The organism is Cobetia sp. L2A1 (assembly GCF_009796845.1).
Taxonomy (GTDB): domain Bacteria; phylum Pseudomonadota; class Gammaproteobacteria; order Pseudomonadales; family Halomonadaceae; genus Cobetia.
The window spans coordinates 142,251-159,841 of sequence record NZ_CP047025.1 but is presented as its reverse complement, the minus strand read 5'-3'; the positions used below and the strand labels follow the sequence as shown (position 1 = coordinate 159,841).

Below are 17,591 nucleotides of genomic sequence, written 5' to 3'. Positions count from 1 at the left end.
CTGTCAAGCCCTGACAGTCCCTGCCAGCGCACCTTTGCGAAGGGCCAAAGACGACGACAGGCGCACTTGGCGCCTGTCATTTTGACCCTCTGTCGGTGCCCTATTACCGATATCATCGGCGGAGCACATTACAGCATCATCACATGCAGGATTTGACCGTTGCCGCGATCTGACCGGCCAGCGCCTCAACATCAAAGTGCGGGCGCCCTTCGACCATCACACGAATCAGCGGTTCGGTGCCACTGGGGCGCAACAGCACACGACCCTCATTGCCCAATGTCGCTTCGACCTCAGCCACGGAGGCCTGTACGGCATCCGCTGCCATCAACGCCTTGTTGTCGCAGCCCGGTGCAAGGCGCACATTGATCAGTGCCTGCGGGGCCTTCTCGAGACCTACCAGCAGCTCGCTGAGAGTGCACTCTTCGCGCGCCATGATCGCCAGCACTTGCAGCGCGGAGACGATACCGTCACCCGTACTCTGAATATGGCTACACACGATATGACCAGACGACTCGCCGCCCAATTGCCAACCATTGGCCTCAAGGCGCTCAATGACATAGCGATCACCAACCTTGGCACGTTCAAAGGGAATACCAAGACCTTCCAGCGCTGCCGCGAGGCCAAAGTTGGACATCAGCGTACCGACGACCCCTCCCCCCAATACGCCGCGCTCATGACGATCACGCGCGATCATGAACAGGATGTCGTCACCATCAATGACACGCCCATCGGCATCGACAAGAATCAAGCGGTCGCCGTCACCATCAAAGGCCACACCAAGATCGGCACCCTGCTCAATCACCGCCGCACGCAGTGCCTGCGGATGGGTTGAGCCGACACCCTGATTGATATTGAGACCATTGGGCTCGCCCCCAATCACACTGACATCAGCCCCTAGCTCTCTGAAGACATTGGGCGCGATGTGGTAGGTCGCACCATGCGCGCAATCCAACACCACTTTCATGCCGTACAGCCCAAGGCGCCCCGGCAGAGTGGATTTACAGAATTCGATATAGCGACCAGCAGCATCCTGAATGCGCGAGGCCTTACCGAGGCGATCCGGCCCGACGATCTCGATATCACGCTCAAGCTCGGCTTCAATCTCGGCTTCCAGCGCGTCATCCAGCTTGGTGCCGGCCGCCGAGAAGAACTTGATGCCATTGTCCGGATACGCATTGTGCGAGGCCGAAATCACGATGCCTGCGTCCGCACGGAAGGTGCGTGTAAGGTAAGCAATGCCGGGTGTCGGCATCGGACCGAGCAGGGAGACATCGACGCCTGCCGCAGAGAGGCCAGATTCCAGCGCCGACTCGAACATGTAGCCCGAGATACGCGTGTCCTTACCGATCAGAACCTTGCCGCGACCATGACGTGCAAAGACACGCCCCGCCGCCCAGCCCAGCTTGAGCATGAAGTCAGGCGTGATGGGGAATTCCCCAACCGTGCCGCGGATACCATCAGTACCAAAATAACGTCGACTCATTATTGCGTGCCTTCCTGTAGCACGGCCCAGGCCATGTCGACAGCGTCGACAGTCGGGGCCACGTCGTGAACGCGTAATAGCCGGGCTCCTTCACGAACGGCGAGCGCCGTCAGTGCCAGGTTGCCAGCCAGCCTATCCTCCACCGCACGCCCGAGGGCATTGCCGATCATGCTCTTGCGTGATGTGCCGATCAGCAGCGGGAGGTTGAATTCGTGTAACTGCGCCATGCGATGATACAGGCGCAGGTTATCTTCCAGTGACTTGCCAAAACCAAAGCCGGGGTCAAGCAGCAGGTGCTGGCGCGGAATTCCAGCGGCTTCACAGGCGATGATGCGAGTGGCGAGAAACTCGCTCACCTCATCCTCGATCGACTGCGCATAGTCGGTGTCCTGCTGCATGCTGCCCGGCTCACCACGCATGTGCATCAAGCAGACGGGCAGGCCGCTGGCGGCGGCGGCTTCGAGCGCACCTTCTCGGCGCAGCGCACGCACGTCATTGATCATGCCGGCACCCAACCTCGCCGTTTCGCGCATGACCTCGGGACTGCTGGTATCAACGCTCACCAGAGCGCCCAGCTCACTCACCAACCGCTCCACGACAGGACAGACACGATCCAGCTCCTCATCGATACTGACCGGCGTGGCACCAGGTCGGGTGGACTCGCCCCCGACATCAATCATTGCCGCGCCATCGAGCAGCATCTGCTCAGCATTGCGCAGTGCATTCCCTGCCGAAGTACTACGTCCGCCGTCAGAAAAAGAGTCTGGCGTGACATTGAGAATGCCCATCACACGCGGGCGAGAAAGGTCGAGCGGCCGGCCACCACAATCAAGCAGCGCAACGTGGCGCACCAAGGGCTCGTGAGATGGCAAAGCGGCTGAATTGGTCATGACTATCCATGCTGGCTAGTAGGGCTCACTCGCGATGTAACTGCCCTTCCAAGAGAGAAGCGGGCACCCACTTTAAAGAGCCAGCTCAACACGCGCAAGGCGTGGAATGCCCGCCACATGGGGCGTCAGCAGATGGCAACGCTATCCGCTCAGACATTTCACTATCGATACCTCAATTAACTGAGGTTGCTCAATGATAGTTATGAGCCATTCGACAGATCCCCCTTCTCATACCCTCAGCCAATTTTATAAGACTTGCAGCTCAATGCCTTATCGTAATCACCACAACACTCTCCAGCAGCCCCACACACAACAACGCCCAACCGGAGTTACCGATTGGGCGTTGTTGTGTGTCAGCAGCACAATTCAATCACTGCCTACCGAGGCCTATCTGCCAATGTCTCGCTCAGTGTCCGCTCGGGCCGCCTAGAGGATCAGAGGGACGACGACGTGCATCATCATCCTCGTCCTCGCTATCATCCTGTGGTGCTTCAGCCACAGGCTTCTCTAGCGCCACTGGTGTAGCTGAACCACCACTGCCACTGGACGGGTCTTCCCAATCCCTCGGTGGTTTCGGCGTAAGGCCCTTCATGATATCAGCCAACTGGCTTGCATCAATGGTTTCGTATGTCATCAGCGCTTCAGTCATGGCGTCGAGCTTGTCGCGATTCTCTTCAAGAATCTGCTGCGCCTTGGCATAACACTCGTCGATGATACGTCGCACTTCTTTATCGAGACGCGATGTGGTGTCGCCAGACTTCAGCTTGCCACCCCCCTGGCCCGAGCCGCCGAGGAACTGATGAGACTCGTCCTCGTCGTACATGATTGGGCCCATCTCACTGGAGAGGCCCCACTTGGCGACCATGTTGTGCGCCAGCTCAGTGGCACGCTTGATATCGTTGGAAGCCCCAGTGGTGACGCCATTCGGGCCCAATGTCATTTCTTCAGCGATACGGCCACCGAACAGTGAACAGATCTGACTGATGATCTGCTGGCGCGAGAAGCTGTAGCGATCTTCTTCCGGCAGGAACATCGTCACGCCCAGCGCACGGCCGCGAGGAATGATCGAAACCTTATAGACCGGATCATGCTCTGGCATCACCAGACCGATGATGGCATGGCCAGACTCGTGATAAGCCGTATTGCGCTTCTCTTTCTCGGACATGACCATCGATTTGCGCTCGGCGCCCATCATGATCTTGTCCTTGGCCAGCTCCAGCTCTTCCATGCTGACCAGACGCTTGTTGCGACGTGCCGCGAACAAGGCAGCCTCGTTGACGAGGTTAGCCAAATCAGCACCCGAGAAGCCTGGCGTACCGCGTGCAATATTGACCGGCACGACATCATCACCCATCGGCACCTTGCGCAGGTGAACGCCAAGGATATGCTCACGACCGCGAATATCCGGCAGGCCCACCATGACCTGGCGATCGAAGCGGCCCGGACGCAGCAGCGCCGGATCAAGCACGTCAGGGCGGTTGGTCGCAGCGATGACGATGATGCCATCGTTGGCCTCAAAGCCATCCATCTCGACCAGCAGCTGATTCAACGTCTGCTCGCGCTCATCATTCCCGCCGCCCATGCCAGAGCCACGCTGACGACCTACAGCATCAATCTCATCGATGAAGATGATACACGGCGCCTGCTTCTTGGCCTGCTCGAACATGTCACGGACACGGGAAGCACCCACGCCGACAAACATCTCGACAAAGTCAGAACCAGAAATGCTGAAGAACGGCACCTTGGCTTCACCGGCGATGGCCTTGGCAAGCAGAGTCTTACCTGTACCCGGCGGACCTATGAGCAACACGCCGCGTGGAATCTGACCGCCAAGGCGCTGAAACTTGCTGGGGTCCTTGAGGAAGTCGACTAGCTCCTCGACATCCTCCTTCGCCTCATCACAGCCCGCGACATCACCGAAGGTGGTCTTGATCTGGTCTTGACTCAGCAGCTTGGCCTTGGACTTGCCGAAGCTCATCGGCCCGCCCTTGCCTGCACCACCGCCCTGCATCTGGCGCATGAAGAACATGAAGATAGCCAGAATGATCAGGATCGGGAAGCTGGCGATCAACAGTCGTGTCCACAGCGACTGCTGTTCCGGCTTCTTGCCAATGACCTCGACCTTGTTGGACAGCAGGTCATCCATCAGCTTGGGATCGGACGCCGACGGCCGGATCGTGGTGAAGTTTGAGCCATCAGCTCGCTCACCCTCAATGGTGTAACCATCAATGGTCACACTTTTGATCCGGTCGTTCTGCACCTGCTGGACGAACTGTGAATAGTTCATCGCCTGCGGCGAGTTATCGACGCTGAAGTTGTTGAACACCGTCAGCAGGACTGCCGCGATGATCAACCAGAGAATCAGGTTCTTCGCCATGTCGTTCAAGGGGACACCCTCATTGCATGAATCTGTCTTGGCAAGCCGCGAAAACCGGACTGCCGTCTTGTGGTGGCCTGCCATGCTATCTGATCGTGCCTGCGAAGGTATCAACCGGCGCAACGCGCCGTTCTCCCCACCGAGCCACTCAAAGCTTGCCGTGCATTGTCTTGCTTACCTGCCAGTATCGGCATTGTTTTCCTATGCTACCGACCTGTCACCGGCCATCGTGCTCAAGACCATATTTTATCGACACTACACCAGATGGGGGCTGGCAACCATTGCTTAAAGGCCGACGTCAGACTATTCAGTCGATAGTCAGCCTGCATCGAAAATCAACTTGGTTCGATCCATACGCAATGAGGCCAGTATGGACAAGCATGTCATAGCCTGCCTGAACAGGCGATGAAGCCCCTATCAGACAGAAATAGACACCTGCACTTGATCACCTCTTGTAGCCCTGCCCCAGCAGATAGACCTCACGTGAGCGAGTACGCGAGGCATCAGGCTTGCGCGTGACCACCTTGTTGAAGCTGGTGCGCATGTCCTTCAGGTAGGCATCAAAGCCCTCGCCCTGGAATATCTTGACCAGGAAGCTGCCGCCCGGCTTTAGCGTCTGACGCGCTAGATCCAGCGCCAACTCGACCAGATACATTCCGGCGGGCTGGTCAATGGCATTCATGCCGCTCATGTTGGGCGCCATATCGGAAATCACCAGATCCACAGGGCGCTTGCCCAACGTGGCCAGAATAGACTCCAGCACAGCGTCTTCCGTGAAATCGCCCTGGATGAAGTTGACTCCCGCAAGCGCATCCATCTCGAGGATATCGGAGGCAATGACGACACCTTCTATACCCACACGATCTGCGGCAACTTGGCTCCAGCCACCCGGGGCTGCTCCAAGGTCGATGACCGTCGCACCCGGCTTGAGCAGGCGGTCCTTGTCATCAATTTCAATCAATTTATAGCTGGCGCGGGAACGATAACCGTCGGCCCAGCTACGCTGGACATAGGCATCATCGAAGTGTTCCTTCATCCAGCCAGCACTGCTCTTGCTGGGGAGAGCCACGTTATCACCTGGTATGTCGGGGGAAATCGAAAAAACTGGCGGGAAAATAGAGCGAGAAAAGCGTCAACACGAAAGGCGCGGCATCTGGGCCTACGGGTCGTGTCATGAGCGCCGTCATGGAGTAGAATGGCGGGTCCTGCGCGCGGTTCCGCCCGCGGGCACAGACATTGCCTGCGCAACAGACGGGTTCACACCCCCGGATTTCAAGCCCTGGAGTCGACCCTGTCTTTCGCTACGCACCCCGCTCCCATCGGACGCCAACAGGGAAACTTTACGATACCATGAGCTTGTCACAGGCACAAAAGAAAGCATTTCGCAGCATCGGGCACCATCTTGACCCGATCGTTACCGTTTCAGAGAACGGCCTCTCAGAGGGCGTAATGAATGAACTGGAACGCGCACTGCACGATCACGAGCTGATCAAACTCAAGCTGGCGATCAATGATCGCGAGGCCCGCGCTGAGGTGGCACGCCACCTGTGCAGCGAGTCCGGTGCGACACTGATTCAGAGTATCGGCAAGATTGCCTTGCTCTATCGCCGTAATCCGCAGGCCAAGCCGAAGCTATCCAACGTGCAGCGCTTCAACGAAAAGTGATCCATGACTGACCCTGTGCTGCCGCCATATTGGCCGCAGCATTTGGGCCATGGCTCTGGCTCGCAGCCAACGGTACTGCGGTACAAAAAACGCCGCCCTCATCGAGGGCGGCGTTTTTATTGCCTGCAAATACGCTTGCAGGGGTCCTGCTCAGATGTAATGCACTTCGGAGATTTCATATTCCACATTACCACCCGGTGTACGCACCATTACCACATCGCCTTCTTCCTTACCGATCAGCGCACGCGCGATCGGCGAGGTAACGGAGATCTTGCCATCCTTGATACTGGCTTCATCTTCGCCAACGATGCGATAGCGGACTTCGCTATCATCATCGAGATTCATCAGGACCACGGTGGTACCGAAAATCACCTTGCCCGTCTTCGGCAGCTTGGTGACATCGATGACCTGGCTAATCGACAACTTGCTTTCGATCTCTTGAATACGCCCTTCAATAAAGCCTTGCTGCTCACGCGCTGCGTGGTACTCGGCGTTCTCCTTGAGATCACCATGTTCACGCGCGACTGCGATGTCAGCGATGACCCGCGGGCGATCCGTGCCCTTGAGGCGCTCAAGTTCCTTGCGCAGGCGATCTTCGCCCTCAACGGTCATCGGACTTCTACTCATATCATGACTCCTGCATGCATATCCTGAAGACGACGGACCTTGACGTCGTTACCGTACGCAAGCGCCATGCACACAGCGTTGGCACCCGCCAACGTCGTGGCATAGGGTACCTTGTGCGATAGCGCAGTGCGGCGAATCACGGACGAGTCATTGATGGCCTGACGCCCCTCAGTGGTGTTGACGATGTAGGCGATCTCGCCGTTCTTGATCATATCGACGATATGCGGCCGCCCCTCGAACACCTTATTGACGGGTTCAACCTCGAGCCCGGCAGCGGCGATGACCTCTGCCGTGCCTCGGGTAGCACAAAGCGTAAAGCCTAATGTTACCAGAGAGCGAGCCACCTCGATAACGCCCGCCTTATCAAACTCACGCACGGACAGGAAGGCCTTGCGATCCCCCGTCAAGGCCGGGATGGCTTCACCAGCGCCCAGCTGCGCCTTGTAGAAAGCCTCGGCGAAGGTATCACCAGAGCCCATCACTTCACCAGTCGACTTCATTTCCGGTGACAGGATCGGGTCGACACCCGGGAACTTGGCGAACGGCAGCACCGCTTCCTTCACGCTGTAGAAGGTCGGCACGATTTCCTGGGTGAAGCCGATGTCTTCCAGCGTCTGACCTGCCATGCAGCGCGCCGCGATCTGCGCCAGCGACTTACCAATGCATTTTGAGACGAACGGCACGGTACGCGAAGCACGCGGATTGACTTCAATGACGTAAATCACGCCATCCTGCCACGCCAGCTGGACGTTCATCAAACCGACGACATTCAGCTCCAGCGCCATGCGCTTGACCTGCTCACGCATCTCTTCCTGCACGCCAGCCGGCAGTGAGTACGGCGGCAGTGCACAGGCCGAGTCACCGGAGTGAATACCCGCCTGTTCGATGTGCTGCATGATGGCACCGATCACGACCTGCTTGCCGTCGGAGACGGCATCGATATCGACCTCGATGGCAGCATTCAGGAAGTGATCCAACAGTACCGGCGAGTCATTGGACACCTTGACCGCGTGGGTCATGTAATTCTCGAGCTCAGAAGCCGAGTAGACGATTTCCATTGCACGGCCGCCCAGCACGTAGCTAGGACGTACCACCAGCGGATAGCCAATGACTTCTGCCTTGACGAAGGCTTCCTCGAAACTGCGTGCGGTGGCATTTTCCGGCTGAATCAGACCGAGCTTCTCGATCATCTGCTGGAAACGCTCACGATCTTCTGCACGGTCAATGGCATCCGGCGTGGTACCAATGATCGGCACACCCGCGGCTTCCAGTTCGCGCGCCAGCTTCAGCGGCGTCTGGCCGCCGAACTGTACGATGACACCGACCGGCTTCTCCTTGTCGGCGATTTCCAGCACGTCTTCAAGTGTCACAGGCTCGAAGTAGAGACGATCGGAGGTGTCGTAATCGGTGGACACGGTTTCCGGGTTGCAGTTGACCATGATGGTCTCGTAACCGTCTTCGCGCATGGCGATAGAGGCATGAACACAGCAATAGTCGAACTCGATACCTTGACCGATACGGTTGGGACCGCCCCCCAGCACCATGATCTTCTTCTTGTCGCTGACTTCAGCCTCACACTCCTCCTCGTAGGTGGAGTACATGTAGGCAGTATCAGAGGCGAACTCGGCAGCACAGGTGTCGACACGCTTGTAGACCGGACGCACACCCAGCTTCTGACGATGACGACGCAGCGCCTTCTCGGACACACCCATCAGGCGTGCCATGCGGGCATCGCTGAAACCCTTGCGCTTGAGGCGGTAGATGCGATCAGCATCAATGTCACCCAATGACAGACTGGCGATATCGCCTTCCGAGGCAACCAGATCAGCCAACTGCACCAGGAACCAACGATCGATATTGGTCAGGCGGAATATTTCTTCGATATCCAGCCCCGCACGCATGGCATCGGCGATATAGAAGATACGCTCGGCACCGGCAGCCTGAAGCTCGCCCTTGATGCGCGCCATGCTCTCGTCGCTGAAATCCTCGACGATGGGGTCGAGACCATCGACGCCAGTCTCCATGCCACGCAGCGCCTTCTGCAGGGATTCCTGGAAGGTACGACCGATGGCCATGACTTCGCCGACCGACTTCATCTGGGTGGTCAGACGGTCATTGGCCTGCGGGAACTTCTCGAAGGTGAAGCGCGGAATCTTGGTGACGACGTAATCGATGGACGGCTCGAAGGATGCTGGCGTCTTGCCACCAGTGATGTCGTTCTGCAGCTCATCCAGCGTGTAGCCGACGGCCAGCTTGGCGGCGATCCTGGCGATCGGGAAACCGGTCGCCTTGGAGGCCAGCGCCGAAGAACGTGACACACGCGGGTTCATCTCGATGACGACCATGCGGCCAGTGTCCGGACAGATGCCGAACTGGACGTTGGAGCCACCAGTCTCGACACCGATCTCACGCAGGACAGCCAGCGATGCATCACGCATCAACTGGTATTCCTTGTCCGTCAGCGTCTGCGCGGGTGCGACGGTGATGGAGTCGCCGGTGTGCACGCCCATCGGATCGAAGTTCTCGATGGCACACACGATGATACAGTTGTCGTTCTTGTCACGAACGACCTCCATCTCGTATTCCTTCCAGCCCAGCAACGATTCGTCGATCAACAACTCGCGCGTTGGCGACAGCTCGAAGCCGCGATGACAGATCTCCTCGAACTCCTCACGGTTGTAAGCAATGCCGCCACCGGAACCGCCCATGGTGAAGCTGGGACGAATGATGGACGGGAAGCCTAGCTCAGCCTGAATTTCCCAGGCTTCTTCCATGGAGTGAGCGACCTTGGCTTTCGGGCACGCCAGGCCGATCTTCTTCATCGCCTTATCAAAGCGATCGCGATCTTCGGCTTTATCGATGGTGTCGGCATTGGCACCGATCATCTCGACGCCAAACTTCTCGAGCACGCCTTCACTTTCCAGCGCCAACGCACAGTTCAGTGCGGTCTGGCCACCCATGGTCGGCAGAATGGCATCCGGACGCTCCTTCTCGATGATGCGCGCCACGGTTTCCCACGTGATCGGCTCAATGTAGGTCGCATCGGCCATTGACGGATCGGTCATGATGGTCGCCGGATTGGAGTTGACCAGGATGACTCGGTAACCCTCTTCGCGCAGGGCCTTGCAGGCCTGAGCGCCGGAGTAGTCAAATTCGCACGCCTGGCCGATAACGATGGGGCCGGCGCCGATGATCAGAATGCTTTTCAAGTCTGTACGTTTCGGCATGTCTCTTCCCACAATGATCTGGTGACTGAACTCAACGGTAAATCAGGCCGTATTGGCCTGCGATCGGCTCAGCGTCGCGCCTGCATCATGTCGATGAAACGATCGAACAGTGGCGCGACGTCCCGTGGGCCGGGACTGGCTTCCGGATGTCCCTGGAAACTGAAGGCCGGACGATCAGTACGCTCGATTCCTTGCAGGCTGCCGTCAAACAACGACTTGTGTGTCGCACGCAGACTGGCTGGCAGGCTGTCTTCATCAACCGCAAAGCCATGATTCTGGCTGGTGATCATCACGACGCCACTGTCGAGGTCTTGTACCGGGTGATTGGCACCATGGTGACCGTGTCCCATCTTGACGGTGGTCGCGCCAGAGGCCAGGGCCAACAGCTGATGACCCAGGCAGATACCGAACAGCGGCGTATCCGTCTCAAGCAGCGCACCAATAGCTTCGATGGCATAGTCACACGGCTCAGGATCACCCGGACCATTGGACAGGAAGATACCATCCGGCTTGAGCGCCAGCACATCAGCTGCAGGTGTCTGGGCCGGTACGACCGTCAGACGACAACCGCGCGATGCCAGCATACGCAGGATGTTGTGCTTCACACCGTAATCATAAGCGACCACATGGAAGGGGCGCTCGGACTCGCGGGTGTCGGCATAGCCAGCACCCAGCGTCCATTCACCTTCGTGCCACTCAAAGTGCTCGGTGCAGGAGACTTCCTTGGCCAGGTCCATGCCCTTTAGACCAGGGAAGGCGCGCGCCGCTTCCAGTGCACGCTCAACAGCACTTTCACCTTGCGCTGCATCACCCGCCAGAATGGCACCATTCAGCGAGCCCTTGGCTCGTAGAATGCGCGTCAGACGACGTGTGTCGATATCAGCGATACCGATGACATTCTCATCACGAAGATACTGATCAAGAGAGCGAGTGGAGCGGAAGCTACTGGCCATCAGTGGGAGGTCGCGAATCACCAGGCCTGCAGCAGCAACGTGATCGGACTCGTTGTCCTCATCATTGATGCCGGTATTACCGATATGGGGGTAGGTCAGGGTGACGATCTGTCGGGTATAGGAGGGGTCTGTCAGGATTTCCTGATATCCCGTCATGGCGGTATTGAACACCACTTCGCCACTGGTCTGCCCATCAGCGCCGATGGCGCTGCCGTGAAATACACTGCCATCTTCCAAGGCTAGTATCGCGGGTTTGATCAACGCAACGTCCTCCCCATAGTGTTCACTTTCCTGCCCGGAATTCGCGGTCGAACACCGGACATGCCGCTTCATTATCGTGCTCGACTTGCGCCAAGCCTGTGTCCCGCTGCCGGTCATCTGCTGCGCGCCTCGCGCCTGGCAGATGCAGCAAATTCAGGTTGCAAAAAAGCGGGACGAAACCGAAAAATCAGGTTTCATCCCGCTTGTTATCATTCTTCGGAATGCCTCTGGCCCGTGTGCGGCCAAATTGGATAGAGATTACCGGAATCTGGCGGTTCTGACCACCCCGAGGACGGAGTGGAAATAGGCGACAGCGCCCACTATACGGCCGTTTCGTCACCACGGTCAGGTTATCAGCATGAGCAATTCTCACACACCAGCCCGCACAACTCGTTGATGATGCCATTTAGTGACGCGATTACCGCTGAGACACACGTTCCATGATCATATCCTGACAGAGTCGACAGCTTTCAAAAAGCCACTGGTAACGCCTACTACCCTCACGATAGCAAGAGTGATCGCCATCAGTGACTACCGTGACGACAGCGCCGCGTCACGACTTGCTCGACGCTCACTTGAGGCCTAGCACGTCCTGCATGTCATAACGACCGACCTCACGGCCAGCCAGCCAGCCAGCGGCACGCGCAGCACCTTTGGCAAAGGTCATACGACTAGAGGCCTTGTGGGTTATCTCGATACGCTCACCTTCCGTCGCAAACATCACGGTATGTTCACCGACGATATCACCAGCCCGCACCGTGGAAAAACCGATCTCCTTGTCAGTACGTGGACCGCACTGGCCTTCACGCGCAAAGACACCGTGTGTCTCAAGATCCCGCCCGATGGCATGTGCTACCGCTTCTCCCATTGCCAGCGCAGTACCGGACGGTGCATCTACCTTGTGACGATGGTGGGCCTCGATGATCTCGATGTCATAGCCGGCATCGCCCAGCGCACGCGCCGCGGTCTCCAGCAGCTTGAGCGTCAAATTGACACCAGAGCTCATGTTGGCGGCAAAGACAAACGGCACGCTATCGCGATAGCTGTCGAGCTGCGCCAGCTGCTCAGGCGAAAAACCCGTGGTGCCGATCACCATGCGCTTGCCGTGCTCGGCACACAGCGCGAGGTTATCAAGCGTCACCTGTGGCATGGTGAAATCAATCACGACATCGATGTCGTCAATGACAGCCGCGAGCCCTTCGCTGGCCAGTACTCCCAGGCGTCCCTGCCCCGCTAACTCACCGATATCGACACCGGCCAGCGAGCTACCCGATTCGACCACACCCGCGGCCAGTGTCAGCTCGTCGACAGCGCCCACGGCCTCGACCAGCGTGCGTCCCATGCGTCCGGCGACGCCCATGATTGCGATACGGGTCATGCTGACTCCTGCATATTGTTGGCATTGATGGCGGTAGCACCCAGCAGGGCGCGCTCGCGCGTTCTGTCGCCGAGTATATCAGCCACCTGCCGCGTTGGCTGACGTCATCCATTGGGGAGGGTGTCACGCTAGAGTTTCACCCTGCTGGAGTGCATTATCATGGTGCGATGTCATCTTCTTCATCGCTCTGCCACGGGAGTCAGCATGCCTGCACCTGATCGCTCTGCTCATGTCTTCTGCCGTCGAATGTTCACTGCCGGCATCGCCACTGCCCTCGCTGGCCTGCTTGGCGCCTGCGGGGTGCATCCACAACCGTATTCACTGGCTGCCCCCGCGCAGATGGCAGGCAATGCGGAGGTTCAGTGGTGCGGCACACTGAAACTACCCGGCAAGTGGTTGGATAGCACCCCCGTCGGTGGACTCTCTGATATCGGCTGGGATCAAGATGAGTCATTGCTCTATGCCGTCTCGGATCGCGGCTGGCTACATCGCCTACGCCTCGCCTTTCGTCATGGCGAGCTGATCGGCGCCAAGGCGCTCAAGACCTACACACTGCGTGATGAAACCGATATCTCGTTGCGTGGGGCGCTCAGCGATGCCGAAGGTATGCAGCTACTGAACAACAACAATGGCCGCCGGGGTGATACGCGATTGGCCATCAGCTTCGAGCAGCAACCCCGCGTCGAGCAATTCCTGCCCAGTGGACTGGCAGTCAAGGAACCCATCTCACCCAATGGTGCGCGGGGAGCCGCACCGAACCATGGCATGGAAGCACTGACACTCCATCCGGAATACGGCCTCATGGCAGGCCTTGAATCGACACCTGAAGGCATGAGCGAAGGCACTACGCGACTCTTCACCATCGATGACAAGTACGAGTGGACCTACCCGCTCGCTGGCGACCATGGTTCCAGCCTGACCGCCATGGAAATGCTGCCGAATGGTGACCTGCTAATGCTGGAACGCGCCTTCTCGCCCCCCTTCCCGCTGGTCATCAGCTTGCGACGAGCACATATTGGCGATCCCGGCACTCAGGTCGAAGTGCGTACTATCGCTCGCCTCTCGAGTGGCGAGGGGTGGTCACTGGACAATTTCGAGGGCCTGACTCGCCTCGATGACAATCGCTTCCTGATGATTTCTGATGATAATTTCAGCTCTTTCCAGACAACGCTACTGAGCTGCTTTGCCGTCATCGAACCAGAGGCTGCCCATCAAGCGGATGATTCATAGCGCTAGGTTGGACACCATACATGCAAAAAAGCCCCGCCTCCTTTTATTCGGAGACGGGGCTTTTTCATGAGACTCGAAGGTGACTACCTACGGCTTCATGTCTTCGAAGAACTTCTTCACGCCATCGAAGAAGCTATTCTCTTTCGGCGAATGGCTCTTGCCGGTGCCACCCAGGCTCTGCTGGAACTGACGCAGAAGCTCTTTCTGCTCTTCATTGAGGCTGACAGGCGTTTCGATGACCACCTTGCACAGCAGATCACCTGCCGGGCCGCCACGGACGGGCTTGACGCCCTTGCCACGCAGACGGAACAACTTGCCCGTCTGTGTCTCGGGCGGAATCTTCAGCACGACACGTCCGTCAAGAGTTGGCACCTTGAGCTCACCACCCAACGACGCATCGACGAAGCTGATCGGTACTTCACACTGCAGATGGCGGCCATCGCGCTTGAAGATCTCGTGCTCACGCAAATTGACCTGCACGTAGAGATCGCCAGACGGACCACCATTGACACCACCTTCGCCTTCGCCATTCAAGCGAATGCGATCACCGGTATCAACACCCGGCGGGATCTTCACAGATAGCGTCTTGGACTCTTGCACGCGGCCTTCGCCATGGCACTTGCGGCACGGCACACTGATCTTCTCGCCACGCCCGTGACAGGTCGGGCAGGCCTGCTCAACCGCAAAGAAGCCCTGCTGCATGCGCACCTTGCCCATGCCGTGACAGGTCGGGCAGGTTTCCTTGCTGGAACCCGGCTCGGCACCGTCGCCATCACAGTGACCACACGCCGCGAGACGCGGCACGCGAATATCAACCGTGGTACCAGCAACAGCTGATTCCAGATCGATATCGAGGTTATAGCGCAGATCACTACCACGCTGCGGCGCATTCGGATTGCGACGACCACCGCCGCCCCCGAAGATGTCACCGAAGACATCACCAAACACATCACCGAAACCACCGGCTCCGGCACCACCACCGAAACCGCCGCCACCACCTGCCTGACCGTCGACACCGGCATGACCAAACTGGTCATAGGCGGCACGCTTGTCTGCATCGGACAGCACTTCATAGGCCTCGGAGACCTCTTGGAATTTCTCTGACGAACTCTCGTCGCCCGGGTTACGGTCAGGGTGAAGCTTCTGAGCCAGGCGCCGGTACGCCTTCTTGATGTCCTTGGTGTCGGCGCCACGCTCGACACCAAGCACTTCGTAATAATCACGCTTGGACATGGATCAGGTCCGCCTGGATTGCTGGCAGCCTTGGGCTGCCGATCTGTTCTGGAATTCCGGTTTGCACCGGTAGCTCGCGGTTAGCATCATGCGCAACCGATGCAAACAACAACGCGGGACGCCTTCATGAGGCTCCCGCGCTGTCATCAGACGTCTATCAAGAAATCACTCAGGACTTCTTGTCGTCGTTGACTTCCTCGTACTCGGCGTCAACCACGTCATCGTCCTGCTTCTGGCTGGACTCACCATCGGCTGCCTGCTCACCCTGAGCGCTCTGCTCAGCGTAGAGCTTCTGTGCCAGGTTACCGGAAGCTTCAGTCAGCGCATCCAGCTTGGCTTGGATCGCATCCTTGTCATCGCCCTTCAGCGCTTCTTCAAGCTCTGAAGTCGCCGTCTCGATAGCTTCCTTATCGCTGGCTTCTGCCTTGTCGCCGGCTTCGGTCAGTGTCTTCTTGGTCGCGTGAATCATGCCGTCGGCCTGATTGCGCAGCTGGACCATTTCCTCGAACTTCTTGTCTTCGTCCGCATTGGCCTCAGCATCACGCACCATCTGTTCGATCTCTTCATCGGACAGGCCGCTGGAGGATTTGATGACGATGGACTGTTCTTTACCCGTAGCCTTGTCCTTGGCGGACACATTCAAGATACCGTTGGCATCCAGATCGAAGGCGACTTCGATCTGCGGTACGCCACGCGGGGCCGGCGGGATATCAGCCAGATCAAAACGACCCAGTGACTTGTTCTGCGCAGCCTGCTTACGCTCACCCTGCAGCACGTGGATAGTCACCGCGCCCTGGTTGTCGTCGGCAGTAGAGAACACCTGAGACTTCTTGGTCGGGATGGTGGTGTTCTTCTCGATCAGCGGCGTCAACACACCACCCATCGTCTCGATGCCCAGCGTCAGCGGAGTCACGTCCAACAGCAGCACGTCCTTGACGTCGCCGCCCAATACGCCGCCCTGGATACCGGCGCCAACAGCAACCGCTTCATCCGGGTTAACGTCCTTGCGAGCTTCTTTACCGAAGAACTCTGCAACCTTGGCCTGCACCAGCGGCATACGTGTCTGACCACCGACCAGAATCACGTCGTCGATCTCGGCAGCCGTCAGGCCAGCATCAGCAAGAGCAGTCTGGCACGGCTTCAGAGAGCGAGCGACCAGCTCATCAACCAGAGATTCCAGCTTGGAGCGAGTCACCTTGACGTTCAGGTGCTTCGGTCCAGTGTTGTCAGCCGTGATGTACGGTAGATTGACATCAGTCTGCTGGGCACTGGACAGCTCGATCTTGGCCTTCTCAGAAGCTTCCTTCAGACGCTGCATGGCGAGGTTGTCGCCGGACAGGTCGATGCCGCTATCCGCCTTGAACTGAGCAACGATGTAGTTGATCAGGTGCATGTCGAAATCTTCACCGCCCAGGAAGGTGTCGCCATTGGTGGCCAACACTTCAAACTGGGTCTCGCCATCGACATCAGCCACTTCGATGATGGAAATATCGAAGGTACCACCGCCCAGGTCATAGACAGCGATGGTCTTGTCACCGCGAGATTTGTCCATGCCATAAGCCAGCGCCGCTGCCGTCGGCTCATTGATGATGCGCTTGACTTCGAGACCCGCGATGCGACCGGCGTCCTTGGTTGCCTGACGCTGAGAATCGTTGAAGTAAGCCGGCACCGTAATGACGGCTTCGGTGACTTCTTCGCCGAGATAGTCTTCAGCAGTCTTCTTCATCTTCTTGAGGATTTCTGCACTGATCTGCGGCGGAGCCATGCGCTTGTCTTTCACCTGAACCCAAGCATCGCCATTGTCAGCTGCGACAATCTTGTACGGCACCATCTTGATGTCTTTCTGGACCACATCATCCTTGAACTTGCGACCGATCAGACGCTTGACCGCATAGAGAGTGTTCTCCGGATTGGTCACCGCCTGGCGCTTGGCTGACTGACCGACGAGGATCTCGTTGTCGTCGGTGTAGGCAACGATGGACGGCGTGGTACGGCCGCCTTCAGCGTTCTCGATAACCTTGGTCTTGTCGCCGTCGAGCACTGCCACACAAGAGTTGGTAGTACCCAAGTCAATACCGATGATGCGTCCCATAATCATATACCTCGAATCTGTTGCTAGCCTGAAAGATAAATCTGGATGTCGGTACCTTGTATCGGCACCTGAACTTGCTTCAATAGGTGGGGTCGCGTGTCAGGGTTTCAAGGGCCATCACTGTATTTTTACTTGCCCAATCTTCCCTCAGCCCCCACGGGGCGGGCATATGAAC

At 57.9% G+C, this 17,591-nt stretch carries 12 protein-coding genes; 2 read left to right on the top strand and 10 right to left on the bottom strand.

The window, feature by feature from the left end; genetic code table 11:
• Positions 1-139: 139 nt before the first annotated feature.
• The 4 genes from glmM to rlmE form a co-directional block, all read right to left on the bottom strand.
• On the bottom strand, positions 140-1,483 hold the full coding sequence (gene glmM, locus GQR90_RS00730; RefSeq protein WP_158772475.1) for a phosphoglucosamine mutase: 1,344 nt from the start codon (positions 1,481-1,483) through the stop codon (positions 140-142).
• Entirely contained in the window at positions 1,483-2,373 is an 891-nt protein-coding gene (gene folP / locus GQR90_RS00725) for a dihydropteroate synthase (RefSeq protein ID WP_442778532.1), read from the bottom strand. The genes glmM and folP overlap by 1 nt, the downstream gene beginning before the upstream one ends.
• 406 nt (positions 2,374-2,779) lie before the next feature.
• Positions 2,780-4,759 (bottom strand): ATP-dependent zinc metalloprotease FtsH, encoded by a 1,980-nt coding sequence (gene ftsH / locus GQR90_RS00720; RefSeq protein ID WP_158772474.1) that lies wholly within the window; start codon positions 4,757-4,759, stop codon positions 2,780-2,782.
• A 436-nt stretch (positions 4,760-5,195) separates the two neighbouring features.
• Positions 5,196-5,819, bottom strand: a complete 624-nt coding sequence (gene rlmE, locus GQR90_RS00715; protein ID WP_267902038.1) for a 23S rRNA (uridine(2552)-2'-O)-methyltransferase RlmE — start codon at positions 5,817-5,819, stop codon at positions 5,196-5,198.
• Positions 5,820-6,100: 281 nt separating this feature from the next.
• Here rlmE and yhbY point away from each other — a divergent pair, with 281 nt between their 5' ends.
• Positions 6,101-6,415, top strand: coding sequence for a ribosome assembly RNA-binding protein YhbY (gene yhbY, locus GQR90_RS00710; RefSeq protein ID WP_158772473.1), 315 nt, complete (start codon positions 6,101-6,103; stop codon positions 6,413-6,415).
• 150 nt (positions 6,416-6,565) lie between these two features.
• Here the strand turns inward: yhbY and greA are convergent, their stop codons facing one another.
• The 4 genes from greA to dapB form a co-directional block, all read right to left on the bottom strand.
• Positions 6,566-7,042 (bottom strand): transcription elongation factor GreA, encoded by a 477-nt coding sequence (gene greA, locus GQR90_RS00705; RefSeq protein WP_158772472.1) that lies wholly within the window; start codon positions 7,040-7,042, stop codon positions 6,566-6,568.
• Positions 7,039-10,269, bottom strand: a complete 3,231-nt coding sequence (carB, locus tag GQR90_RS00700) for a carbamoyl-phosphate synthase large subunit (protein ID WP_158772471.1) — start codon at positions 10,267-10,269, stop codon at positions 7,039-7,041. Before carB ends, greA begins: the two co-directional genes overlap by 4 nt.
• Positions 10,270-10,337: 68 nt before the next feature.
• Positions 10,338-11,483: a glutamine-hydrolyzing carbamoyl-phosphate synthase small subunit gene (gene carA, locus GQR90_RS00695; protein ID WP_199269452.1), complete on the bottom strand. Its 1,146-nt coding sequence runs from the start codon at positions 11,481-11,483 to the stop codon at positions 10,338-10,340.
• A 571-nt stretch (positions 11,484-12,054) separates the two neighbouring features.
• Positions 12,055-12,861: a 4-hydroxy-tetrahydrodipicolinate reductase gene (dapB, locus tag GQR90_RS00690; protein WP_158772469.1), complete on the bottom strand. Its 807-nt coding sequence runs from the start codon at positions 12,859-12,861 to the stop codon at positions 12,055-12,057.
• 204 nt (positions 12,862-13,065) lie between these two features.
• Between dapB and GQR90_RS00685 the strand changes: the two genes are divergently transcribed.
• Complete coding sequence (locus GQR90_RS00685) at positions 13,066-14,091, top strand: esterase-like activity of phytase family protein (RefSeq protein ID WP_158772468.1); 1,026 nt, start codon at positions 13,066-13,068, stop codon at positions 14,089-14,091.
• An 87-nt stretch (positions 14,092-14,178) separates the two neighbouring features.
• Here the strand turns inward: GQR90_RS00685 and dnaJ are convergent, their stop codons facing one another.
• Positions 14,179-15,324 (bottom strand): molecular chaperone DnaJ, encoded by a 1,146-nt coding sequence (gene dnaJ / locus GQR90_RS00680; protein WP_158772467.1) that lies wholly within the window; start codon positions 15,322-15,324, stop codon positions 14,179-14,181.
• Between the two features lie 169 nt (positions 15,325-15,493).
• Positions 15,494-17,416 carry a molecular chaperone DnaK gene (gene dnaK, locus GQR90_RS00675; RefSeq protein ID WP_158772466.1) on the bottom strand — a complete coding sequence of 641 codons (1,923 nt, stop codon included), beginning with the start codon at positions 17,414-17,416 and terminating at the stop codon, positions 15,494-15,496.
• Positions 17,417-17,591: the final 175 nt, after the last annotated feature.